This window comes from Micromonospora lutea, assembly GCF_016863535.1.
Lineage (GTDB): Bacteria > Actinomycetota > Actinomycetes > Mycobacteriales > Micromonosporaceae > Micromonospora > Micromonospora lutea.
Map to the genome: position 1 here is coordinate 178595 of NZ_BOPB01000011.1, position 18942 is coordinate 197536.

At 71.7% G+C, this 18942-nt stretch carries 13 protein-coding genes; 5 read left to right on the top strand and 8 right to left on the bottom strand.

What is annotated here, in order from left to right:
• Positions 1-174 precede the first annotated feature (174 nt).
• Both Vlu01_RS12310 and Vlu01_RS12315 read left to right on the top strand, forming a co-directional pair.
• A complete protein-coding gene (locus Vlu01_RS12310) occupies positions 175-2733 on the top strand; it encodes an FtsK/SpoIIIE domain-containing protein (protein ID WP_203998273.1) in 2559 nt (852 codons plus the stop codon).
• A complete protein-coding gene (locus Vlu01_RS12315; protein WP_239095856.1) occupies positions 2730-3443 on the top strand; it encodes a hypothetical protein in 714 nt (237 codons plus the stop codon). The genes Vlu01_RS12310 and Vlu01_RS12315 overlap by 4 nt, the downstream gene beginning before the upstream one ends.
• Before the next feature lie 11 nt (positions 3444-3454).
• On the opposite strand, the gene folE is transcribed toward Vlu01_RS12315, so the two are convergent.
• From folE to Vlu01_RS12335, 4 genes are all read right to left on the bottom strand, one after another.
• Complete coding sequence (gene folE / locus Vlu01_RS12320; protein ID WP_203998279.1) at positions 3455-4117, bottom strand: GTP cyclohydrolase I FolE; 663 nt, start codon at positions 4115-4117, stop codon at positions 3455-3457.
• 38 nt (positions 4118-4155) lie between these two features.
• Positions 4156-6171, bottom strand: coding sequence for an ATP-dependent zinc metalloprotease FtsH (gene ftsH / locus Vlu01_RS12325; protein WP_203997916.1), 2016 nt, complete (start codon positions 6169-6171; stop codon positions 4156-4158).
• Positions 6172-6552: 381 nt separating this feature from the next.
• The gene (gene hpt / locus Vlu01_RS12330; RefSeq protein ID WP_203997919.1) at positions 6553-7128 is read right to left on the bottom strand and encodes a hypoxanthine phosphoribosyltransferase; all 576 of its coding nucleotides are present in this window, start codon (positions 7126-7128) and stop codon (positions 6553-6555) included.
• A gap of 98 nt (positions 7129-7226) precedes the next feature.
• Positions 7227-7424, bottom strand: coding sequence for a hypothetical protein (locus tag Vlu01_RS12335; protein ID WP_203998295.1), 198 nt, complete (start codon positions 7422-7424; stop codon positions 7227-7229).
• A gap of 92 nt (positions 7425-7516) precedes the next feature.
• On the opposite strand from Vlu01_RS12335, the gene Vlu01_RS12340 reads away from it, so the two are divergent.
• Positions 7517-8479, top strand: coding sequence for a GlxA family transcriptional regulator (locus Vlu01_RS12340; RefSeq protein WP_203997922.1), 963 nt, complete (start codon positions 7517-7519; stop codon positions 8477-8479).
• A 12-nt stretch (positions 8480-8491) separates the two neighbouring features.
• Here Vlu01_RS12340 and tilS read toward each other — a convergent pair whose 3' ends face one another.
• From tilS to dacB, 3 genes are all read right to left on the bottom strand, one after another.
• On the bottom strand, positions 8492-9514 hold the full coding sequence (gene tilS / locus Vlu01_RS12345; protein WP_203997925.1) for a tRNA lysidine(34) synthetase TilS: 1023 nt from the start codon (positions 9512-9514) through the stop codon (positions 8492-8494).
• 16 nt (positions 9515-9530) lie between these two features.
• Positions 9531-10598 carry an Rv3626c family coenzyme F420 biosynthesis-associated protein gene (locus Vlu01_RS12350; RefSeq protein ID WP_203997928.1) on the bottom strand — a complete coding sequence of 356 codons (1068 nt, stop codon included), beginning with the start codon at positions 10596-10598 and terminating at the stop codon, positions 9531-9533.
• Positions 10599-10725: 127 nt separating this feature from the next.
• A complete protein-coding gene (gene dacB / locus Vlu01_RS12355; RefSeq protein WP_373307370.1) occupies positions 10726-12141 on the bottom strand; it encodes a D-alanyl-D-alanine carboxypeptidase/D-alanyl-D-alanine endopeptidase in 1416 nt (471 codons plus the stop codon).
• A 495-nt stretch (positions 12142-12636) separates the two neighbouring features.
• On the opposite strand from dacB, the gene Vlu01_RS12360 reads away from it, so the two are divergent.
• Positions 12637-13143: an inorganic diphosphatase gene (locus Vlu01_RS12360; RefSeq protein WP_203997934.1), complete on the top strand. Its 507-nt coding sequence runs from the start codon at positions 12637-12639 to the stop codon at positions 13141-13143.
• 24 nt (positions 13144-13167) lie between these two features.
• On the opposite strand, the gene eccD is transcribed toward Vlu01_RS12360, so the two are convergent.
• The gene (gene eccD / locus Vlu01_RS12365) at positions 13168-14568 is read right to left on the bottom strand and encodes a type VII secretion integral membrane protein EccD (RefSeq protein ID WP_203997937.1); all 1401 of its coding nucleotides are present in this window, start codon (positions 14566-14568) and stop codon (positions 13168-13170) included.
• A 362-nt stretch (positions 14569-14930) separates the two neighbouring features.
• Between eccD and eccCa the strand changes: the two genes are divergently transcribed.
• Positions 14931-18869 carry a type VII secretion protein EccCa gene (eccCa, locus tag Vlu01_RS12370; protein WP_203997941.1) on the top strand — a complete coding sequence of 1313 codons (3939 nt, stop codon included), beginning with the start codon at positions 14931-14933 and terminating at the stop codon, positions 18867-18869.
• Positions 18870-18942 lie beyond the last annotated feature (73 nt).

Genomic DNA, 18942 nt, shown 5'->3' on the forward strand with positions numbered 1-18942 from the left:
GCTCAGCCCTCAGGACCCAATGCCCCAGATTTGGCAGATCGTGACCGAAGACTGCCGATGGGTGAGTTCCACGACAACACCGACACAGCACCGCCGCGCATCCCGGAGGTGGAGCCTCGGCTGAGATACCGTCGTTTCTGCCCGGCGAGTGGGTGCCGACCTCGGGCGGAGGGGGTGGACACGGTGGGCGGTCCGACGGCACGGACGCTTCGCGCCGCCGCGTTGCACCGCCGAGCCGCGGCGACGGTCGCGGCGGCGACGACGATCCTCGACGAGACCCGTCCGGTTCCGGCTGACCAGCGCCGGCAGTACGCGCTGGCCGAGCGGCTACGCGACGCGGCCACGGTTCTCGCTCCCGGTTGGGCCGGGTCCACGCTGGACGGGATCGATCCGGCACATCCCGCCGGCGAGGGACCACCGCCGTTCGTCCGGGTGGGAACCGCCGCTCCGCTGGACGACGCACGGTTCCCGGCGCTGGTGCCGATGTTCGGCAGCGGCCACCTCGCGGTGGATGCCGACGCACACGACCCACGTGTCTCCGGGCTGCTGCGGGCCGTACTGCTGCGGTCGTTGGCGGCGACACCGGCGGGGGCGCTGCTGGTACGGACGGTGGATGCGACGGGTGTCGCGCTGGCACCGTTCGCGGCGCTAGGGGATGCCGGGGTGCTGGCTCCGCCGGCCACGGACACCGAGGGTCTGCAGACCGTGCTGGCCGAGGCGGAGCGGTGGGTGGCACCGGAAGCCTCCGGCCCTCGGCGACACGACCGCTCGCTGCTGCTGGTGCTGGCCACGCTTCCCGAGCCGCACCGGCCAAGCGACCTGGCACGGATCGAGGCCCTCGCCGAGCAGGGGCCGGCGGCCGGGTTGCACCTGGTGGTGGCGGGGTGGCCCCCGACCGGGCGGGGTCCACTGCCCAGGGCTACGTCACTGGCGATGCGGACCGCCTACGCGTTGCTCGGTGATCCGCCGGACGCGGCGTTCGCCGGGGGCGGCACCGACGGAGGGCTGAACTCTCCGGTCTTCGTCGACCCGGATCCGCCGGCCGAACTGGTCGACTCCGTGTGCCGCAGGATCGCCACCCAGATCGAGGCCGGCAGCCGGCTTTCCCTGTCGCACCTGCTGCCGCCACCGGACGAGCTGTGGCAGGCGGCCGGGACGAACGGGCTGAGCAGCACCATCGGCGATGCCGGCGGACGACCGGTTTCGCTCGGTTTCACCGAACTGACCCCGCACTGGTTGGTGAGCGGCAGGTCCCGGGGTTGCCGGTCCACCTTCCTGACCACGGCGTTACTCGGTCTCGTCACTCGCTACGGCCCGGACGAGTTGTCGCTGTATCTGGTGGATCTCGGTGACGGTGAGTCCTTTGCGGAGTTCCTGCAGACCGAGCGGGACCGGTCCTGGATCCCGCAGGTGCGGGCCGCGGCGATGGCCGCCGACCGGGAGTACGTACTGGACCTGTTGGAGCAGTTGACGGTCGAGGTGCAACGGCGTGCGGAGGCGTCCGCCCGCGCGGGAGGGCAGCGTTTCGCCGAGCTGCGCGGGCATCGCCCGCTCCCCCGGATCGTCTGTGTGCTGGAGAACCTGCCGGTGCTTCTCGCCGAACGGGATCGTCTGGCTGCCGAGGTGACCGTCCGGTTGGACGCGCTGGCCAGGACGGGTCGGGCGTACGGTGTCCAGCTGGTGTTGGCCGGCGAGGGTGACCTGGGTCTGGGCACCCGTTCGGACAGTGGGCAACGGGACTCGCTGCTGGGCCAGTTCCCGGTGCGGGTGGCGCTGCCTGGCGGCGGTGCGGTGCTGGCGCCCACCAACGACGCTGCGGCCGGTCTGCCGGTGGGCAGCGCGGTGGTGAACACCGCAGGCGGTCTCGGCGGTCCACGGGGTGCGATCCGTGGACATGAGCGGATGGTCCGGTTCCCCGATCCCGCAGACGAGCCGGACGTGGTGGCCGAGCTGCGCCACCGGCTCTGGACGGCCCGCCCGCCGGACGCGACGCCACCTGTCGTCTTCGCGGGGTACGCGCGCCCACTGCTGAGCAACGATCCCCGCTACCGGGCCGCGGTCGCCGGGCAGTCCATCGCTCCGGCCGCGTTGCTCGGGCGGGCGGTGGATGTCGCGCGCAGCACCGCGGCGGTGCCGTTCGGACCGGCGGCGGGACGCAATCTCGCGGTTCTCGGTCCACGACCTGCCGCCTGTCGCCTGCTGGCGACTGCCGCCCGCAGCACTGCGGCTCACCACCCGGTGGGTACGGCGCGTTTCGTGATCGCCGCCCCTGATGGCGAGGCGGCACCGGTGGCCGATGCTCTCGTTCTGGAGTTGGCCGAACGCCACCAGGTCGACCGGGTGGACCTGGCCGGGCTGGTCGCCGTGGCCGACGCCGGTGAGCCTGCCTACCTGGTTGTCTTCGGGCTGGATGTGGCGCCGGCCGAGCAGCTGCCGCCGGCCCGACTGCGGGCCCTGCTGCGCGACGGGCCACCGGCCGGGCAGCACCTGCTCGGCTGGTGGCGCACGGTGCCGTCGTTCGCGACCCTGATGGAACCGGACGAGACGGTGGACAAGCTGACCGCCGTGGCGGTGGCGGGTGTGCCGGGTGCGCAGCTCACCCCGGTGTTCGGTCGTCCGGTGGAGTGGCGCCCCCGACCTGACCGGGTGGTGCTCTGGGACGGGCCGGGAGAGCGCGGCATGGTGCTGGTTCCCTACGACGTGCCGGCCGTGACGGAGGGGGAGCCCCGATGACGACTGTGGACGGCTCTCCGGTCACCGCCACCGGGCCTGTTCGGCAGCGGACGACCGACGCGGCGGGGGATCCGGTGCGGGCCGCGTGGACCGACTACCTGGCCGCCGCCCGCCAACTCGACGGGGTACGTCGGGGCGCGGCGACCGCGGCCGGCGAGCAGGCTCGCGCGGTCCAGGCCGCCCGGGACGAGCTGGCCGGGGTACGCATTCGGCTGGCGCCGCAGGAGACCCGGCTACGTGAGCTGGGCGTACCACCGATCTCGCTGACGCCGACGCCACCGGAACTGGCCGAGGCGACCCGCTCGATGAGTGCCGGCCCGGCGGCCGTGTCGACGGCGTTGCGGGAGGCCCAACGGTGTGCTGTCGGCGCGGACGACACACTCGCCGCCCGTGGTCTGTCCCGGGTCGCGCACTGGCCGTCCCGCGCTCGCAACCTGCTGGTGTACGGGCCGTTGGGGCTGCTCGTACCGGTTCTTCTGATGGTGGTGTATCTGCTGGCCGGCACCGGTGCGGTGACCGCCCTGGCGTTGCTGGTGGGGCTGCCGGCCCCGGCGGTCGCGTTCGGCCTGGGCTGGTTCGCGGTGGGCCGTTGCTTCCCGGCGGGTCCCGGGCAACGGGTGGACCGTACGCCACGGTTCGGCGCACTGGCCTGCCTGGTCCCGGCCGTGGTGGTCAACGCGGGGATCGTGCTGGCGATGCTGTCGTCCTGAGCGGCCCCTGGTCAGCGAGGGATGATCAGAGCCATCGCCTCAGCCCGGGACTTGGCGTCCCGCTGCAACGTGCCCCGGACCGCCGAGGTGATCGTCTTGGCGCCGGACTTCTGGATGCCCCGCATCGCCATGCACATGTGTTCGCACTCGAGGACGACGATGACGCCGCGCGGCTCCAGCCGCTCCATCAGCAGATCCGCGATCTGCGAGGTGAGACGCTCCTGCACCTGGGGGCGTCGGGCGAAGACCTCGACCAGTCGGGCCAGCTTGGACAGCCCGGTGATCCGCCCGTCGGGCCCCGGGATGTAACCGATGTGGGCACTGCCCCGGAACGGCAGCAGGTGGTGCTCGCAGAGGCTCATCACGTCGATGTCCCGGACCAGCACCAGTTCCTCGTGGTTGGCCTCGAAGGTGGTGGTGAGCACGGTGGCCGGGTCGACGCGGAGTCCGGCGAAGAGTTCCGCGTACGCCCGGGCGACCCGGGCCGGGGTCTGCTGGAGGCCGTCGCGGTCCGGATCCTCCCCGACCGCGATCAGGATCTCACGGACCGCCTTCTCGATCCGGCCGAGGTCCACGGCGTCCTCGACGGGACGGCCGGTCAGCCGACCGTTGACCAGCCGCGCGGCGATGTAGTCGAGGCGTTCGGTGTCGGGTTCGGTGGCGGAGGCGGCCAGTCCCCGCTGGGGGAAACTGGCCGCCGTGTCGTCGGTGTTCAGTGCGAACCGTCCGAGTTGTTCGAGCTGCCGCCACCGACGGTCGCCTGCGCGCCGTCGGCCTCTGCCTGCACCTTGAGCGCGTCCTTCTCCGCCGGGGTGAGCACGGGTGGCTCGGTGGAGGGCTGCCGCTTGCCGAAGCCGTTGTACGGGGCCATCGGCGGACGCTTCACCACCCGGGCGCAGATCCGGGCCATGTCGGCGGTGGAGAGGGTCTCCTTCTCCATCAGCTCGAGCACGATGTTGTCCAGGACGTCCCGGTACTCGACCAGGATCTCCCAGGCTTCGTCGTGGGCCAGTTCGATCAGAGCCCGCATCTCGCCGTCGATCTCGGCGGCGACCACGTCGGAGTAGTCCCGCTCGTGGCCCATGTTGCGACCGAGGAACGGTTCGTCGCCGCTGGTGCCGTACTTGATTGCACCGAGCTTGGAACTCATGCCGTACTGGGTGATCATCGCGCGGGCCAGTTGGGTGGCCTTCTCGATGTCGTTGCCGGCACCGGTGGTGGGCTCGTGGAAGACGAGTTCCTCGGCGGCCCGGCCGCCGAGCGCGTACGCCAGGGTGTCGATCATCTCGGCTCGGGTCTGGGTGTACTTGTCCTCCGTGGGCAGCACGAGGGTGTGGCCCAGGGAGCGACCGCGGGACAGGATCGTCACCTTGTGCACCGGCGCGGCGTGCGGCAGCGCCCAGGCGACCAGCGCGTGCCCGCCCTCGTGATACGCGGTGATCTTCTTTTCCTGGTCGCTCATCACCCGGGTACGCCGCTGCGGGCCGGCGATCACCCGGTCAATCGACTCTTCGAGGGAGTCGTTGGAGATGGCCCGCTGGTCCTTGCGCGCGGTCAGCAGGGCCGCCTCGTTGATCACGTTGGCGAGGTCGGCACCGCTGAAGCCCGGCGTCCGCTTCGCCACCGAGTCGAGGTCGACGTCCGGGGTGAACGGCTTGCCCTTGGCGTGCACCCGCAGGATGGCTTTGCGGCCTTCCATGTCGGGGGCGTCGACCGGGATCTGCCGGTCGAACCGGCCCGGACGCAGCAGCGCCGGGTCGAGAATGTCCGGTCGGTTGGTGGCGGCGATCAGGATGACGCCGCCCTTGACGTCGAAGCCGTCCATCTCGACGAGGAGCTGGTTCAGGGTCTGCTCGCGCTCGTCGTGACCGCCGCCCATGCCGGCGCCACGGTGCCGGCCGACGGCGTCGATCTCGTCGACGAAGACGATCGCGGGTGCGTTCGCCTTGGCCTGCTCGAACAGGTCACGGACCCGGCTGGCGCCGACACCGACGAACATCTCCACGAAGTCCGAACCGGAGATCGAGTAGAACGGCACTCCGGCCTCGCCGGCCACCGCGCGGGCGAGCAGCGTCTTACCGGTACCGGGCGGGCCGAAGAGGAGTACGCCCTTCGGGATCTTCGCGCCGAGCGCCTGGTACTTCGCCGGATTCTGCAGGAAGTCTTTGATCTCGTGCAGTTCCTCGACGGCCTCTTCGGAGCCCGCCACGTCGGCGAAGGTCGTCTTCGGCGTGTCCTTGGTGATCATCTTCGCTTTGGACTTGCCGAAGTTGAGCACCCGGGAGCCGCCACCCTGCATCTGCGACATGAAGAAGAGCAGCAGTAGCACGAGCAGCACGATGGGGAGCAGGTTGACCAGCAGGCTGACCCAGATGCTGTCGGACGACACCTCCGTGTCGGCCGGTCCGGTCACCCGGTTGTTGGCTTTCGCGTCGAGAACCTGGTTCCAGACCTCGTTGCCGACCTCGTAGGGGAACTGGGCCTCGATCAGCTTCGTGGTGGTGTCGCCGAACTCGGTCTCCTCGGCCAGCTCAAGCTGGATCGTCTGTTCCTTGTCCTGGAAGACGACCTTCTCGATACCGCCCTTGTTGAGCTGGTCGAGCGCGACGGACGTGTCCACCCGGTGGTAGCTGGGTCCACCGGTGAACAACTGACTGAGCACGACGGCGCCGAGGATGACCAGGATGACCCAGAACACCGGTCGGCGGAAGAAACGCGTACGTTCCATGCTGTTGTCGAGCGCCGAGACGCCCGCATCCTCCTGATCGACGTCCTGACCGACTGTGGGTGTCGCCGCCGGGGCGGCTGCCGGAGCCGCCGTGCGGGCCGGCCTCGACCCCGGGGCGCGATTGCCGCGCCACGGTCATTCGACGGTACACCGTGCGCGACCGGTATGAGCTGGCGAGCCCAGCACTTACGCGCACGGCGAACCGGATGTCAGTCGGCGTGGCCCGGAGTCGGATCCCCGGGACACCGTCATCAAAGGTAGTCCGACCAGCTGAAAGTCGGCTGAATGTCGGGTGGGCGCGTCCGGGACGGCACCCGGGGCGGCGCGTGACGACCGGTCCGACAGCCTGGTCACGCTGCGACGCCACGGATGCCGGCACGGTCAGGAGCGGGCGTAGACCTCCGGCTTGAGCACCCCCACGTACGGCAGCTCCCGGTAGCGCTCACCGAAGTCGAGCCCGTATCCGACGACGAACTCGGTCGGGATGTCGAAGCCCACGTACTTGACCGGCACCGTCACCTTGACCGCGTCCGGCTTGCGGAACAGGGCGACCACCTCGACGCTCGCCGCCGACCGCGACTCCAGGTAGCGCAGCAGCCAGGACAGGGTCAGCCCGGTGTCGACGATGTCCTCGACGACGACGACGTGCCGGCCGGCGATGTCGCGGTCGAGGTCCTTGAGGATGCGCACCACACCGGAGGAGGTGGTGCCCTGTCCGTACGAGGAGATGGCCATGAAGTCCAGCTCGGCCGGGGGTCCGTGCCGGCCCAGCGCCCGGGCGAAGTCGGCCATGAACATGACCGCGCCCTTGAGCACGCAGACGAGCAGCAGTCCGTCGGTGACATGGGCGTAGTCCGCGGAGACCTGCTTGGCCAGTTCTGCGGTCTTTTCGCGGATCTGTGCCTCGGAGATGATCACGTGGTCGATGTCGGCGTCGTACCAGGAGCCGTCAGCCATGTCCCTAGCCTGCCGTACGCCCCGGGTGCACCGTCGGCGGGGCCGCCCGTTTCACGGCGGCCCCGACCGGGAATCTTCGGATTAATGGAGCAAACATCTCAATAGCGGCAGGACTGCCACCTGCGGCCTGCGTCGGAGGGCTTCCAGTCCGCGGAGTCACGGCTGTCTGCGGTCAACCCCAGGGCGGAGAGCAGAGCGAGGGAGAAGAAGAAGAGCAGAAAAAACAGGAAACCCATGGCGGCGCTCGCTTTCTTGCTGCTGCGGTTGTCGTGTCGCCGCCGATGCGCACCGGACATCTGTCAGTCTGCGCACCCCGCCCGCTGCCGGACAGTGGCAGAAATGTCATCGACAATCGATTTCCTGCCACTACTGCGGTTACCCTCGTCACATGCTTCGGTCGGTCGCCGTGCTCGTCCTGGACGGGGTCGCCCCGTTCGAGCTCGGCGTACTCGCTGAGGTGTTCGGCACCGACCGCACCGCTGACGGGCTACCCGGCTACCGCTTCGACGTGTGTGGACCTCGGCAGGCCCCGGTCCGCACCTCCGCCGGTTTCCACCTGGTGCCGAGCGCCGACCTGACGCCGCTGGATGAGGCGGACCTGGTCGCCGTTCCCGCACACGCCCCCGCCACCACCGCCCCGGCCGAGGTCCACCAGGCGCTACGCCGGGCCGCCGACCGGGGCGCGTACCTGTTCAGCGTGTGTGCGGGGGCGTACCTGCTGGGCGAGGCCGGACTGCTCGACGGCCGGGAGTGCACCACCCACTGGCGGCACGTCGACGAGTTGCAGCGCCGGCACCCGAGTGCCCGGGTACGCGGCAACTCGCTCTACGTGCAGGACGGCCGCCTGCTCACCAGCGCGGGCACCGCCGCCGGCATCGACGCCTGCCTGCACCTGGTACGCCAGGAACACGGCTCGGCGACCGCCACCCGACTCGCCCGACGGATGGTGGTGCCCCCGCACCGCGCCGGCGGACAGGCCCAGTACATCGAGGCGCCGATCCCGAAGGCACCGGAGGCGCCCACCCTGGAGCCGGTGCTGGAATGGCTGATGGGACATCTGGGCCGGCAGACCACCGTCGACGAGTTGGCCGCGCGGGCCGGGATGGCACCACGGACGTTCGCCCGTCGGTTCCGTGCCGAGACGGGTACCACCCCGCATGACTGGCTCACCAACCAACGCGTCCTGCTGGCCCGCCGGCTGTTGGAGGACACGGCGCTCACCGTGGAGGCGGTGGCCGATCGGGCCGGCTTCGGCGACGCCGCCGCCCTGCGGCACCACTTCACCCGCCGGGTCGGTGCCACACCGCAGGCGTACCGCACCACGTTCCGCGACCGGGCTCTCACCGGTTGACCGGGTCACCGGTCAACCACCCGGTGCTCGACCGTTCGGTGTCGCCGGTGGCAGCTCGGACACCAGCCGATCGGCGCGACGGAGCACCCGCAGCCCGCCCGGAAGGTAGCTGGCTCGTTGGCCACGCCACGCGGTGACCAGCGCGTCGAGCGCGGCGACATGGCGATGCGACAGCGCGGCCGGCGATGCGCCCAACTCGTGGGCCCAGGCGCGCAGCACCCGACCACGCACTGCGGGTGCCAGATCCGCCAGCGCTCCGGTGGCCAATCCACCATCAGGATGCCGGGCCTGACCCAACGCCGCGTCGGCGAGTTCGTCGAGGACGGCGTTGTCCGCCGCCACCAGCGTGGCGGTACGGGCGAGGTTGTCCAGCACGCCCGGCCCGAGCGCGCTGACCAGCACCGGCAGCACATCGGCGCGGACCCGGGAGCGGGCGTACGCCGGGTCGCTGTTGTGCGGGTCCTCCCAGGTCGGCAGTCCGAGGGCCACGCAGGCGGCACGGGTCTCCGCCCGCCCGATCTCCAACAACGGGCGTACGAGAGGAGTGCCGGCCAGGTCCCGGCGGGCCGGCATGCCGGCGAGTCCGCGCGGGCCAGCGCCCCGAGCCAGCGCGAGCAGTACCGTCTCCGCCTGATCGTCCCGGGTGTGTCCGGTGAGCAGCGCCGCTGCGCCGTACCGCCCGGCGACCTCGGCCAACGCCTGGTAACGGGCGTCGCGGGCTGCCGCTTCGGGGCCACCGGGCCGGCCGGCGACCTCGACCCGGACCGTTTCCACCGGTGCCAGACCGGCACCCTGCGCCCAACGCGCCACCGCCTCGGCTCGCTGCCCCGACCCGGACTGCAACCCGTGATCGACGGTCACCAGCCCGGCGGTGCGGCCCGCCCGGGGCGCCACGAACGCGGTGGCCGCGGCCAGGGCCAGCGAGTCTGCTCCACCCGAGCAGGCGACCAGCACCGGGCCGTCCGTCGGCAGGTCGGCCAACGCGCGACGGACCGCGACCCGGATCGCGGCCACGGGTGGGGCGAGCGGTGCCATCGGTGGAGTGACGTCTTCAGCCGGCGGTCGGTACCGGACCGACCGGACCGTGCACCCGCGCCACCCAGGCATCCGGTTCGCTCAGCTCAGACAACCGGGGCAGGGTCAGCGGCGACTCGAAGACCCGGTTGAAGCCGGTCATGCCGACCCGGTCCACCACGGCGTGCACGAACTTGCGGCCCTCGGCGTACTGCCGCATCTTGACGTCGATGCCGATCAACCGCCGGATCGTCTTCTCCACCGGGTTGCCGGCCTCGCGCCGTCGGTTGAAGCCGGCCCTGATCCGCTCCACACTCGGAATCACCTGCGGGCCGACGCCGTCCATCACGAACTCGGCGTGCCCCTCCAGCAGGGTCATCAGGGCGGTCAGCCGGTCCAGCACGGCTCGCTGTCCGGGGGTCTGCACGATGTCCAGCACGCTGGATCGGCTCTGCGGGTCACGGACCGCGTCGGCAAGGGTGCTCACCCCCCGGCGCAGTCGCTCCAACAGGTGCTCGCCACCCTGCGCGGCGTCGACGAACGCCTGCACCTCACCGAGGAAGTAGGCCCGCATCCAGGGCACGGCGGTGAACTGCGTGCGGTGGGTCACCTCGTGCAGGCAGACCCAGAGCCGGAAGTCGCGGGGATCCGCGCCCAGTTTGCGCTCGACCTCGACGATGTTCGGGGCGACCAGCAGCAGCTGCCCCGGGTCGGCGGAGAAGACCTCGTACTGCCCGAGGACCCGGCCGGAGAGGTAGGCCAGCACGGTGCCCGCCTGCACCCCGGTCACCCGGGAACCGATCGCCTCGGTCAGCGGCCCCGGTTGCTTGTCCGGTGCGAGCCGGCCGACCAGCGGGGTGATCACCTCGCGGAGCCCGGCGATGTTGGTCGCCGCCCAGTCACGCCGATCGACCACCCGCACCGGCGGGTGAGTGACCTGCGAGGTCAGCCCGGTGTAGTCGGCGACGTGTCCGGCCGCCTCGTCGGTCAACCGGCGCAGCTCGGAAACCACCTCGGTGGCTTCGTCGTACGTCACCCGGGGCCCCGACTTGCCCAGTGCCCCCGCCGTCGCGGTGGCCAGATCCCAGTCCACGAACTGCGCCATGCAACCCACCGTACCCGCGCCGCGACACTTACCCCGGCGGGCCGAACGCGGCGCCGGCCGGACGGCAGGGTGGCGGCGGCCCGTCGCGGGGGCAGCGCAACCTGCGCCACCGGTGGGGTCGGCCCGCTCAGCGACAGCCGCAGCCGGCGAGGGCGGCGGCGATCCTGTCCAGTGCCGCCCTCGCCGGTTCCATCCCGTCCGGCGGCACGTCGTCGGTGAGTACGGCGAAGGTGAGCAGCCGCCCTTCGGCGGTGGTCACCACTCCCGCGATGGCGTGCACCCTGGTCAACGTGCCGGTCTTGGCCCGGACCACACCGACTCCGGCGGCCGTGCCGGGTGCCGCGCCGTACCTGTCGCGCAGGGTGCCGGACCAGCCCGCGACCGGCAGCCCGCCGAAGACGGCGGCGAGTTCGGGCCGATCGGGGCTGGCCGCGAGCGCCAACAACTCGGTCAGCAGTACCGGGCTGATGAGATTCTTCCGGGACAGTCCGCTGCCGTCGGCGAGGAGCAGGCCGTCCGTCGGAAGAGCCAGTTCGGCCACCACGTCGGCCATCGCCGCAGCGGCGCCGGCGAAGGAGGCCGGCCGGTCACGAGCCAGGGCGACCTGGCGGGCCAGCGCTTCGGCGACGATGTTGTCGCTATCGCTGATCATGATGTCGACCAGCCGGATCAGTGGCGGCGAGTGCACCACGCCCAGTTCGGCACCGGGTTCGCCGCCGCCGCCCGGTTCCGTCGCCTCGGTCGTCTCGGTCGGCGCTGGCGGGGCGGTCCCCTTGCGTACGGCGTCGGCCGGCACCCCGAGCAGTTTGGCGAAGGCGCGGCCGGCGAACAGGTCCGGTTCGGCGACCCGTTCGGCCCATCCCTGACCGGCCTTCGGATTCTTGCGCGCACCGTCGAGCATCAGTGCGGTGATCGCCCCGCCGTAGCCGCCAGTGGGAATGTCGTCGTCCCAGCCGGGTCCGTACACCGGCCCGGAGTAGCGCGACGAGTCGACCACGATGCTGGTGGGTGCGGCACCGCCCAGCGCCGTACGGACCTGGGCGGCGAGGTCGGTGAGGCTGGCTGCCCCCGGGTAGAAGCCCTTCGCGTCGGCTGCCAACGTCGGATCTCCACCGCCGACCAGAATCACCTCGCCAGGCTGCGTGCCGGCGACCGCACGGGTGGGGATCCGATGGCCGGGGCCTCGGGCGGTCAACACCGTCACGGCGGTCAACAGCTTGGTCACCGAGGCCGGCACGGTTCCCTGGCCGCCACCGTGATCGAAGAGCATCTCTCCGGTGAGCGCGTCGGCCACCGCCAGGTTGACGCGGCTACCCAGAGCGGTGACGCCAATCAGCGGTTCGAGCGTGGCTCGCAGCCCGTCCGCGGTGGGCGGCGGCGCAGCGGTGTCGGCGGCGGCCAGCACCGCGACCGGCGTGGACTCCACCGTTCCGGTGGCGGTCGGTGTCGCGGGCGCATCGCCCAACCACCGGCCCACCGGCCCGGGCCGGATCACGACCAGACCCACCGCGACCAGCACGAGCACCAGCACGGCGGCGAGCACCAGCGGCAGCTTCCGGCGTGATGCCGGCGCGACCGGCGGCGGCGCCGTACCGGTCGGCGGTTGGCTCGGCGGGCTGGTCGGCGGTTGGCTCGGCGGGTTGGTCGGCGGGCCTGCCGGCGCCGGACTCACCGGCACGGCTGCCGATTCCAGCGGCGACGCGGTCGGCACGTGGTTCGCGTCGGCCCGCTCCCCGGGTGTCGGTGCGGCGGGTGGCGTCGGGGATTGCGGCCGGAGGACCTGCGCGTCCGGTACCGGCACCCGTCCGGACACCGGCTTCGCCGACGACTGGTTGTCACCGCCCTCGGCGGAACCGCCTGGACGGTAGTGTGAATCTTCCCTCCCCACGACCCCCTCCTCCGCCACCGGGAACCGGCCTGGGTGACACTACTTCGGTCCGAAGACTATGCGGCGGCCGGAGTCGGCGGGGTGGCATTCGCCCGCCCGGCTCTGCCGCCGGTTCCGTCAAGCCAGCGTGGGCCAACGAGGAGCGTGCAGATGGATTTCGACGTCACGGTTGAGATCCCCAAGGGTCACCGCAACAAGTACGAGGTGGACCACGTGAGCGGACGGATCCGGCTGGACCGTACCCTCTTCACCTCCACGCAGTACCCGGCCGACTACGGCTTCATCGAGGGCACCCTCGGCGCGGACGGCGACCCGCTGGACGCCCTGGTACTGGTACCCGAGCCGACCTTCCCAGGCTGCCTGATCCGGTGCCGCACCATTGGCATGTTCCGGATGACCGACGAAAAGGGCGGCGACGACAAGGTCCTCTGCGTCCCCTACGAGGACCCGCGGCAGGAGCACCTGCGCGACATACATCACCTGGGCGAGTTCGACCGGCTGGAGATCCAGCACTTCTTCGAGGTGTACAAGGATCTTGAGCCGGGCAAGTCGGTCGAGGGCGCGACCTGGGTGGGGCGGACCGAGGCCGAGGCCGAGATCCAGGCTTCGTACCGGCGGGCCAGGGAGGCCGAGGAGCGCGGCGAGTCCACGCACTGACGTCTCCGACGGGCCCGAGGCCGCTCACCCGAGCAGTCCCCGGGCCCGCTCGTACAGGCCGAGCACCGCGCAGGCGGTCGGCACCACGGAGACCACCAGCAGGGTGTCGGTGAGGTCGGCGATCCGCCCGACGTACGGGGAGACCGACCGGCGAGCGTACGTCGTGCCGCCCGCCACCACCAGGAGCGCGATCAGCAGCCCACCGGCGACCAGGGCCAGCCGGACCGGTGCGCCGGCGGCCCCGGCCAGCACTCCGCCGAGGACCGCGTACCCGGCCAGGCCGGCGAGCACCGGCGCGACCCGGTGCCGGACCGTCATGAAGAGCCGGGCGCGGAGCAGCAGCACCGTCGAGGTCACCCCGACCAGCAGCCAACCGGCGATGCCACCGGTGCTGGCGAGGATCACCGCCGCGCCCACGGTCAGCACCGCCTGGCCGATCAGCATGCCGGTCAGCATCTCCTCGGTGCGCGCCACGGCCGCGTACACCTGGCGACGGTCCGGCAGGTCACGGGCGCGCTCCGAGTCGTCCGGCGGGTCGGTCGGCAGGGTCATCGGCGGCAACGGCACCTTGCCCAGCCGGATGGCCAGCAGTGGGACAGCTCCGATGGCGAAGATCAGCGCACCGAGCAGAACCGCGGCGGCGCCGGCCGGACCGAGCAGCAGGCCCCCGAGGGCGGCTGATCCGCCGCCCGCGCCCACCACCATGCCAGCCACGAAGATCCGCAGCCGGGTGGCCACCCCGAACAACCCCAGCACCGAGACGAGCAGCAACGCCACCGACCCGGCGAGCAGTTCCGCAGCACCCACCCAGCGCAGCACGCCGACCGGCCCGACCGGGTCGCCCGAGCTGACGGCGAGGGCACCGGCCAGCGCCGCGTAGGGCAACGCGTGACCGCCGAGCGCCGCGCCGGCCGCTCCGTCGCCGTGGGCACGGGAGAGCACGGTGCCGGCCAGCACCAGCAGACCCGCCACCACGGTCGCGGCCGGCCAGCCGGCGGGGTCGCCGGGCCCACCGGCGGCCAGGGCGAGCAGGCCGACGGCGAGCGGGACACCGGCACCGGCCAGCGCCGCCACCCGGGTCGCACGCGGCGACCAGGCCCCGCCCCGACGGCGGGCCGCATCGGCGATGGCCTCCACCACGTCGTCGTACTCGAATTCCGGCCACTCGGTGTGAGCCGGCACCAGGTGCAGCACCTCACCGTCGCGGACCCCCTGGGCGAGCAGCGCCTGGCCACCGGCCAACACGCTGCCGTCGGCCCGCCGCAGCAGCCAGCCACCGTGCTGTTCCCCGTCGTCGGCAAGCCCGTCACCGGCGTGGCGCAGCACCTCGGGCAGCAGCTCGGCGAGGGGCACCTGCTCCGGTAGCGCCACGTCGACCCGCCGGTGGGGCGTGCTGACGGTGACCCGAGCCAGCCCGACTGTCATCAGAATCCGCCCGTGAAACCCCTGGCTTCAGCCACGGGGAGGTAAGGGCGGTCAAGCCTTTCGTTGGTTTTCGACATAGCGTTTGGTGACCTCCGAAGTTGCGCCGCCGACAGTGGCGACGAATAGCTGTCGGTCCACAGGGTGGGTAGCCGGGATCGCAGGCTGGGGAACTCGGCGACGCGACCTCCCTCCGGATCAATGGTTCCGCGCGGTCCGAGCCAGAAATCCCCCGGCTTTCAGCCGTGGGGAAGCGTTAATGACTGATCTCCATCCCGAGCCGAGCGGGTCTGCTGCTGCGCGGACGACAGGACTTTACCTACGATGAGCCAGGCTCGGGTTACCGTGCGCAGTCGGGAGGTCGAGTGTCCACTGTCGTCATCCGGCGGCCGGCGCGACGCCCAGCGCCCGAGATACCCGTCGGTGACCTGCCGGTGCAGGCGCCCCCGGAGGTTCCCGTCGGTAGCGGCGCCCGCTGGCACCAACTGCTGATGGTGTTGCCGATGCTCGGCGGCACGGTCGCGATGGCGATGATGTTCGGCCGGGGCGGCGGGGCCTACGCCTACGTGGTCGGCGGCATGTTCGGCCTCTCCTCCCTGGCAATGCTGGCGACCTCCTGGGGCAGCGCCTCGGGCACCCCGAAGAAGTCCGAGATGATGGCCGCCCGCCGGGAGTACCTGCGACACCTGGCGACCCTGCGGCGGCAGGTCCGGCAGACCGCGACCCGGCAGCGTGCCGGCCTCTGCTACCGGCATCCCGATCCGTCGCTGCTCTGGTCGACGGTGCACAGTCACCGGGTCTGGGAGCGGCGTCCCACGGACCCGGACTTCGCGGTGATCCGGGTCGCCGTCGGGCCGCAGACGCTGGCGACGCCGTTGGTGCCACCGGTCACCCGTCCGCTGGAGGAACTGGAGCCGATGACGGCGGGCGCGTTGCGCCGCTTCCTCGACGCGTACTCGGTGGTGCCCGACCTGCCGGTGGCCCTGTCGCTGCGCAGCTTCGCCCGGGTCTTCGTTCGGGCCGCTCCGGCCGGCCCCACCGGGTCGCCGGCCGCCCAGGCGCTGACCCGGGCCATCCTCACCCAGCTCGCGGTCTTCCACGCCCCGGACGAGCTGCTGATCGCCATCTGTGCCGGGCCGGAACGACGCGGACACTGGGAGTGGGTCAAGTGGTTGCCGCACGCCCAGCACCCCACCCGCACCGACGCCCTCGGTCCGGTACGGCTGGTGGCCAGCTCCGCCGTGGAGTTGGAACGACTGCTCGACCGGGTGCTGGCCAACCGGTCCAGGTTCAGCCCGGCCGGACCGGCCTCGGAAGGGCCGCACCTGGTGATCGTGCTCGACGGTGGTGACCTCACCGGTGCCACCGAACTGGTCGGGGACGGCGGCATCGACGCGGTGACCCTGATCGACCTGGACACTCCACCGCCGCGGCTGCTCGACCGGTTCGCGCTGCTGCTGGAGCTGCGCGACGGCCGGTTGCACTCGCATTCCTCGGAGGGGCCGGCCGAGGTCGGCCGGGTCGACGCGCTGGAGGTCGTCGAGGCCGAGGCGGTGGCGCGCCGGCTGGCACCGCTGCGGTTGGCCGCCGCGCGGGACGCCGATCCCGCACCGGGCGTCGAGCCGGGTCTGCCGGAGTTGCTCGGCATCGGCGATCCGGAGGGCTTCACCGCCGAGCAGGGCTGGATGCCAAGGTCGACGCGGGACCGGCTGCGGGTGCCGATCGGCGTCGGCGTGGACGGCGGCGCGGTCGAGTTGGACCTGAAGGAGTCGGCGCAGGGCGGCATGGGCCCGCACGGGCTGCTGATCGGGGCCACCGGCTCCGGCAAGTCCGAGCTGCTTCGTACGCTGGTGCTCGGGTTGGCCGCCACCCATTCCGCCGAGCAGCTCAACTTCGTGCTTGTCGACTTCAAGGGTGGGGCCACCTTCGCCCCCTTCGACCGGCTGCCGCACACCGCCGCCGTGATCACCAACCTGGCCGACGCGTTGCCGTTGGTTGACCGGATGGTCGATGCGATCAACGGCGAGCTGGTCCGCCGACAGGAGTTGCTGCGCCGCGCCGGCAACTTCGCCAGCCTGCGCGACTACGAGCGGGCCCGGATGGCCGGCAGCCCGCTGGCACCGTTGCCGTCGCTGCTGCTGATCTGTGACGAGTTCTCCGAACTGCTCTCGGCCAAGCCGGATTTCATCGACCTGTTCGTCCAGATCGGCCGGCTGGGCCGGTCGCTCGGGGTGCACCTGCTGCTGGCGAGCCAGCGGCTGGAGGAGGGACGGCTGCGCGGGCTGGACACCCACCTGTCGTACCGGATCGGACTGCGGACCTTCTCCTCGCTGGAGTCCCGCACGGTGCTCGGGGTGCCCGACGCGCACGAGCTACCCCCGTCGCCGGGGCACGGCTACCTGCGCTTCGGCACCGAGCCGTTGCTGCGTTTCAAGACCGCGTACGTCTCCGGTCCGGCGCGTCGGCGCGTCCTGGCGACCGACGAGGCCGGAGCCGACCGTCCCCGCCTGCTCGCCTTCTCCACCCATGCCACGCCCGTGCCACAGCCGCCCGCGCCACCGGTCGTCGAAGACGAGGCGGACGGCACGGAGACCCTGCTGCATCTGCTGGTCGACCGGCTGGCGGGGCAGGGCGCGCCAGCGCACCAGGTGTGGCTGCCACCACTGGATGCCCCTCCGGCGATGGACGAGTTGGTCGGTCCGCTCACGATCGATCCGGTCCGGGGGCTGACCTTCGGCAATCCCGAACTGCACGGCAGCCTGCAGGTACCGGTGGCCGTCGTCGACCGGCCCTACGAGCAACGCCGTGACGTGTTGTGGTTGGCGCTGGACGGGGCGGCCGGCCATGTCGCCGTGGTCGGTGGTACGCAGAGCGGTAAGTCCGCCGCGCTGCGTACGCTGATCTGCGCGCTGGCTCTCACCCACACGCCGGCCGAGGCGCAGGTCTACTGCCTCGACTTCGGTGGCGGCGGGCTGGCCTCGGTACGCGACCTGCCGCATGTCGGTGGGGTCACCGGTCGGGCCGACCCCACCGGCGTACGCCGCACCGTGGGCGAGATGGCCACCCTGCTCGCCGACCGGGAACGTCGCTTCGCCGAACTGGGCGTGGAGTCGATGGCCGTTTGGCGGCAGCGACGCGATGGCAACACCGACGCGGGCGGTACCGACCAGTTCAGCGACGTGTTCCTCGTCGTGGACGGGTGGACGACCCTGCGTGCCGAGTACGACGACCTGGAACCACTGATCACCGACCTGGCGACCCGGGGGCTCTCCTACGGCGTGCACGTGGTGGCCAGCGCGGTACGTTGGCTGGATTTCCGGCCCGCCATCCGGGACCTCTTCGGCTCCCGGCTGGAGTTGCGGCTCGGTGATCCGTCCGACTCGCTGGTGGCCCGACGGGCGGCGGCGCACGTGCCGGAGCAGAGTCCGGGGCGTGGCATCACCTCGGAGAGCCTGCACTTCCTCACCGCGCTGCCCCGGACGACCGACACGGACACCGCGGCGTTGGTGAAACAGGTGAGCGCCGCATGGCCTGGTCCGGTAGCGCCCCCGGTCCGGCTGCTCCCGGCCGTACTGCCGTACCCGAAGCTCGACCTCGACGCCACGACGGGGCTGCACATTCCGGTCGGTGTCGCCGAGGCGGATCTACGTCCGGTGATCCTCGACTTCGGCACCGAGCCGCATCTCGTGGTCTACGGCGACGCCGAGTGCGGCAAGTCGTCGTTCCTGCGCGCCCTGGCCACCTCGATCGTCACCCGGTTCACGCCGGAGCAGGCCCGGCTGATCATGGTGGACTACCGACGCAGCCTGCTCGGCGCCATCTCCACCGAGCACCTGATCGGCTACGGCACCGCAGCGGCACACACCACCGACCTGATCGAGTCGGCCGCCGGCTACCTGCAGGCTCGTACCCCGGGCCCGCAGGTCAGCCCGGCGGAGTTGCGGGACCGCTCGTGGTGGTCCGGTCCGGAACTGTTCGTGTTGGTCGACGACTACGACCTGGTGGCGAGCGGGCCGGCGAACCCGTTGCGGGCACTGGAGGAGCACCTGCCGCACGCCCGCGACGTCGGGCTGCACCTGGTGCTGGCGCGCCGCTCCGGCGGTGCCGCCCGCGCCCAGTACGAGCCGCTGGTGCAGCGGTTACGTGAACTGTCCACCTCGGGCCTGGTGATGTCGGGCAGCCCGGAGGAGGGTGCCCTGGTCGGTCCGGTCCGGCCGGGTCCGCTGCCACCCGGACGCGGCCGGTTGTTCACCCGACGCGAGGGGGTACGCCTGGTCCAACTGGCGCACCTGCCGCCACAGTGACGTCGACTCCACGGAACGTCCCTGCGAGCGGGGCGGAACCGGTAATCTCCGATCGTCATGTGTCCCGCGACGA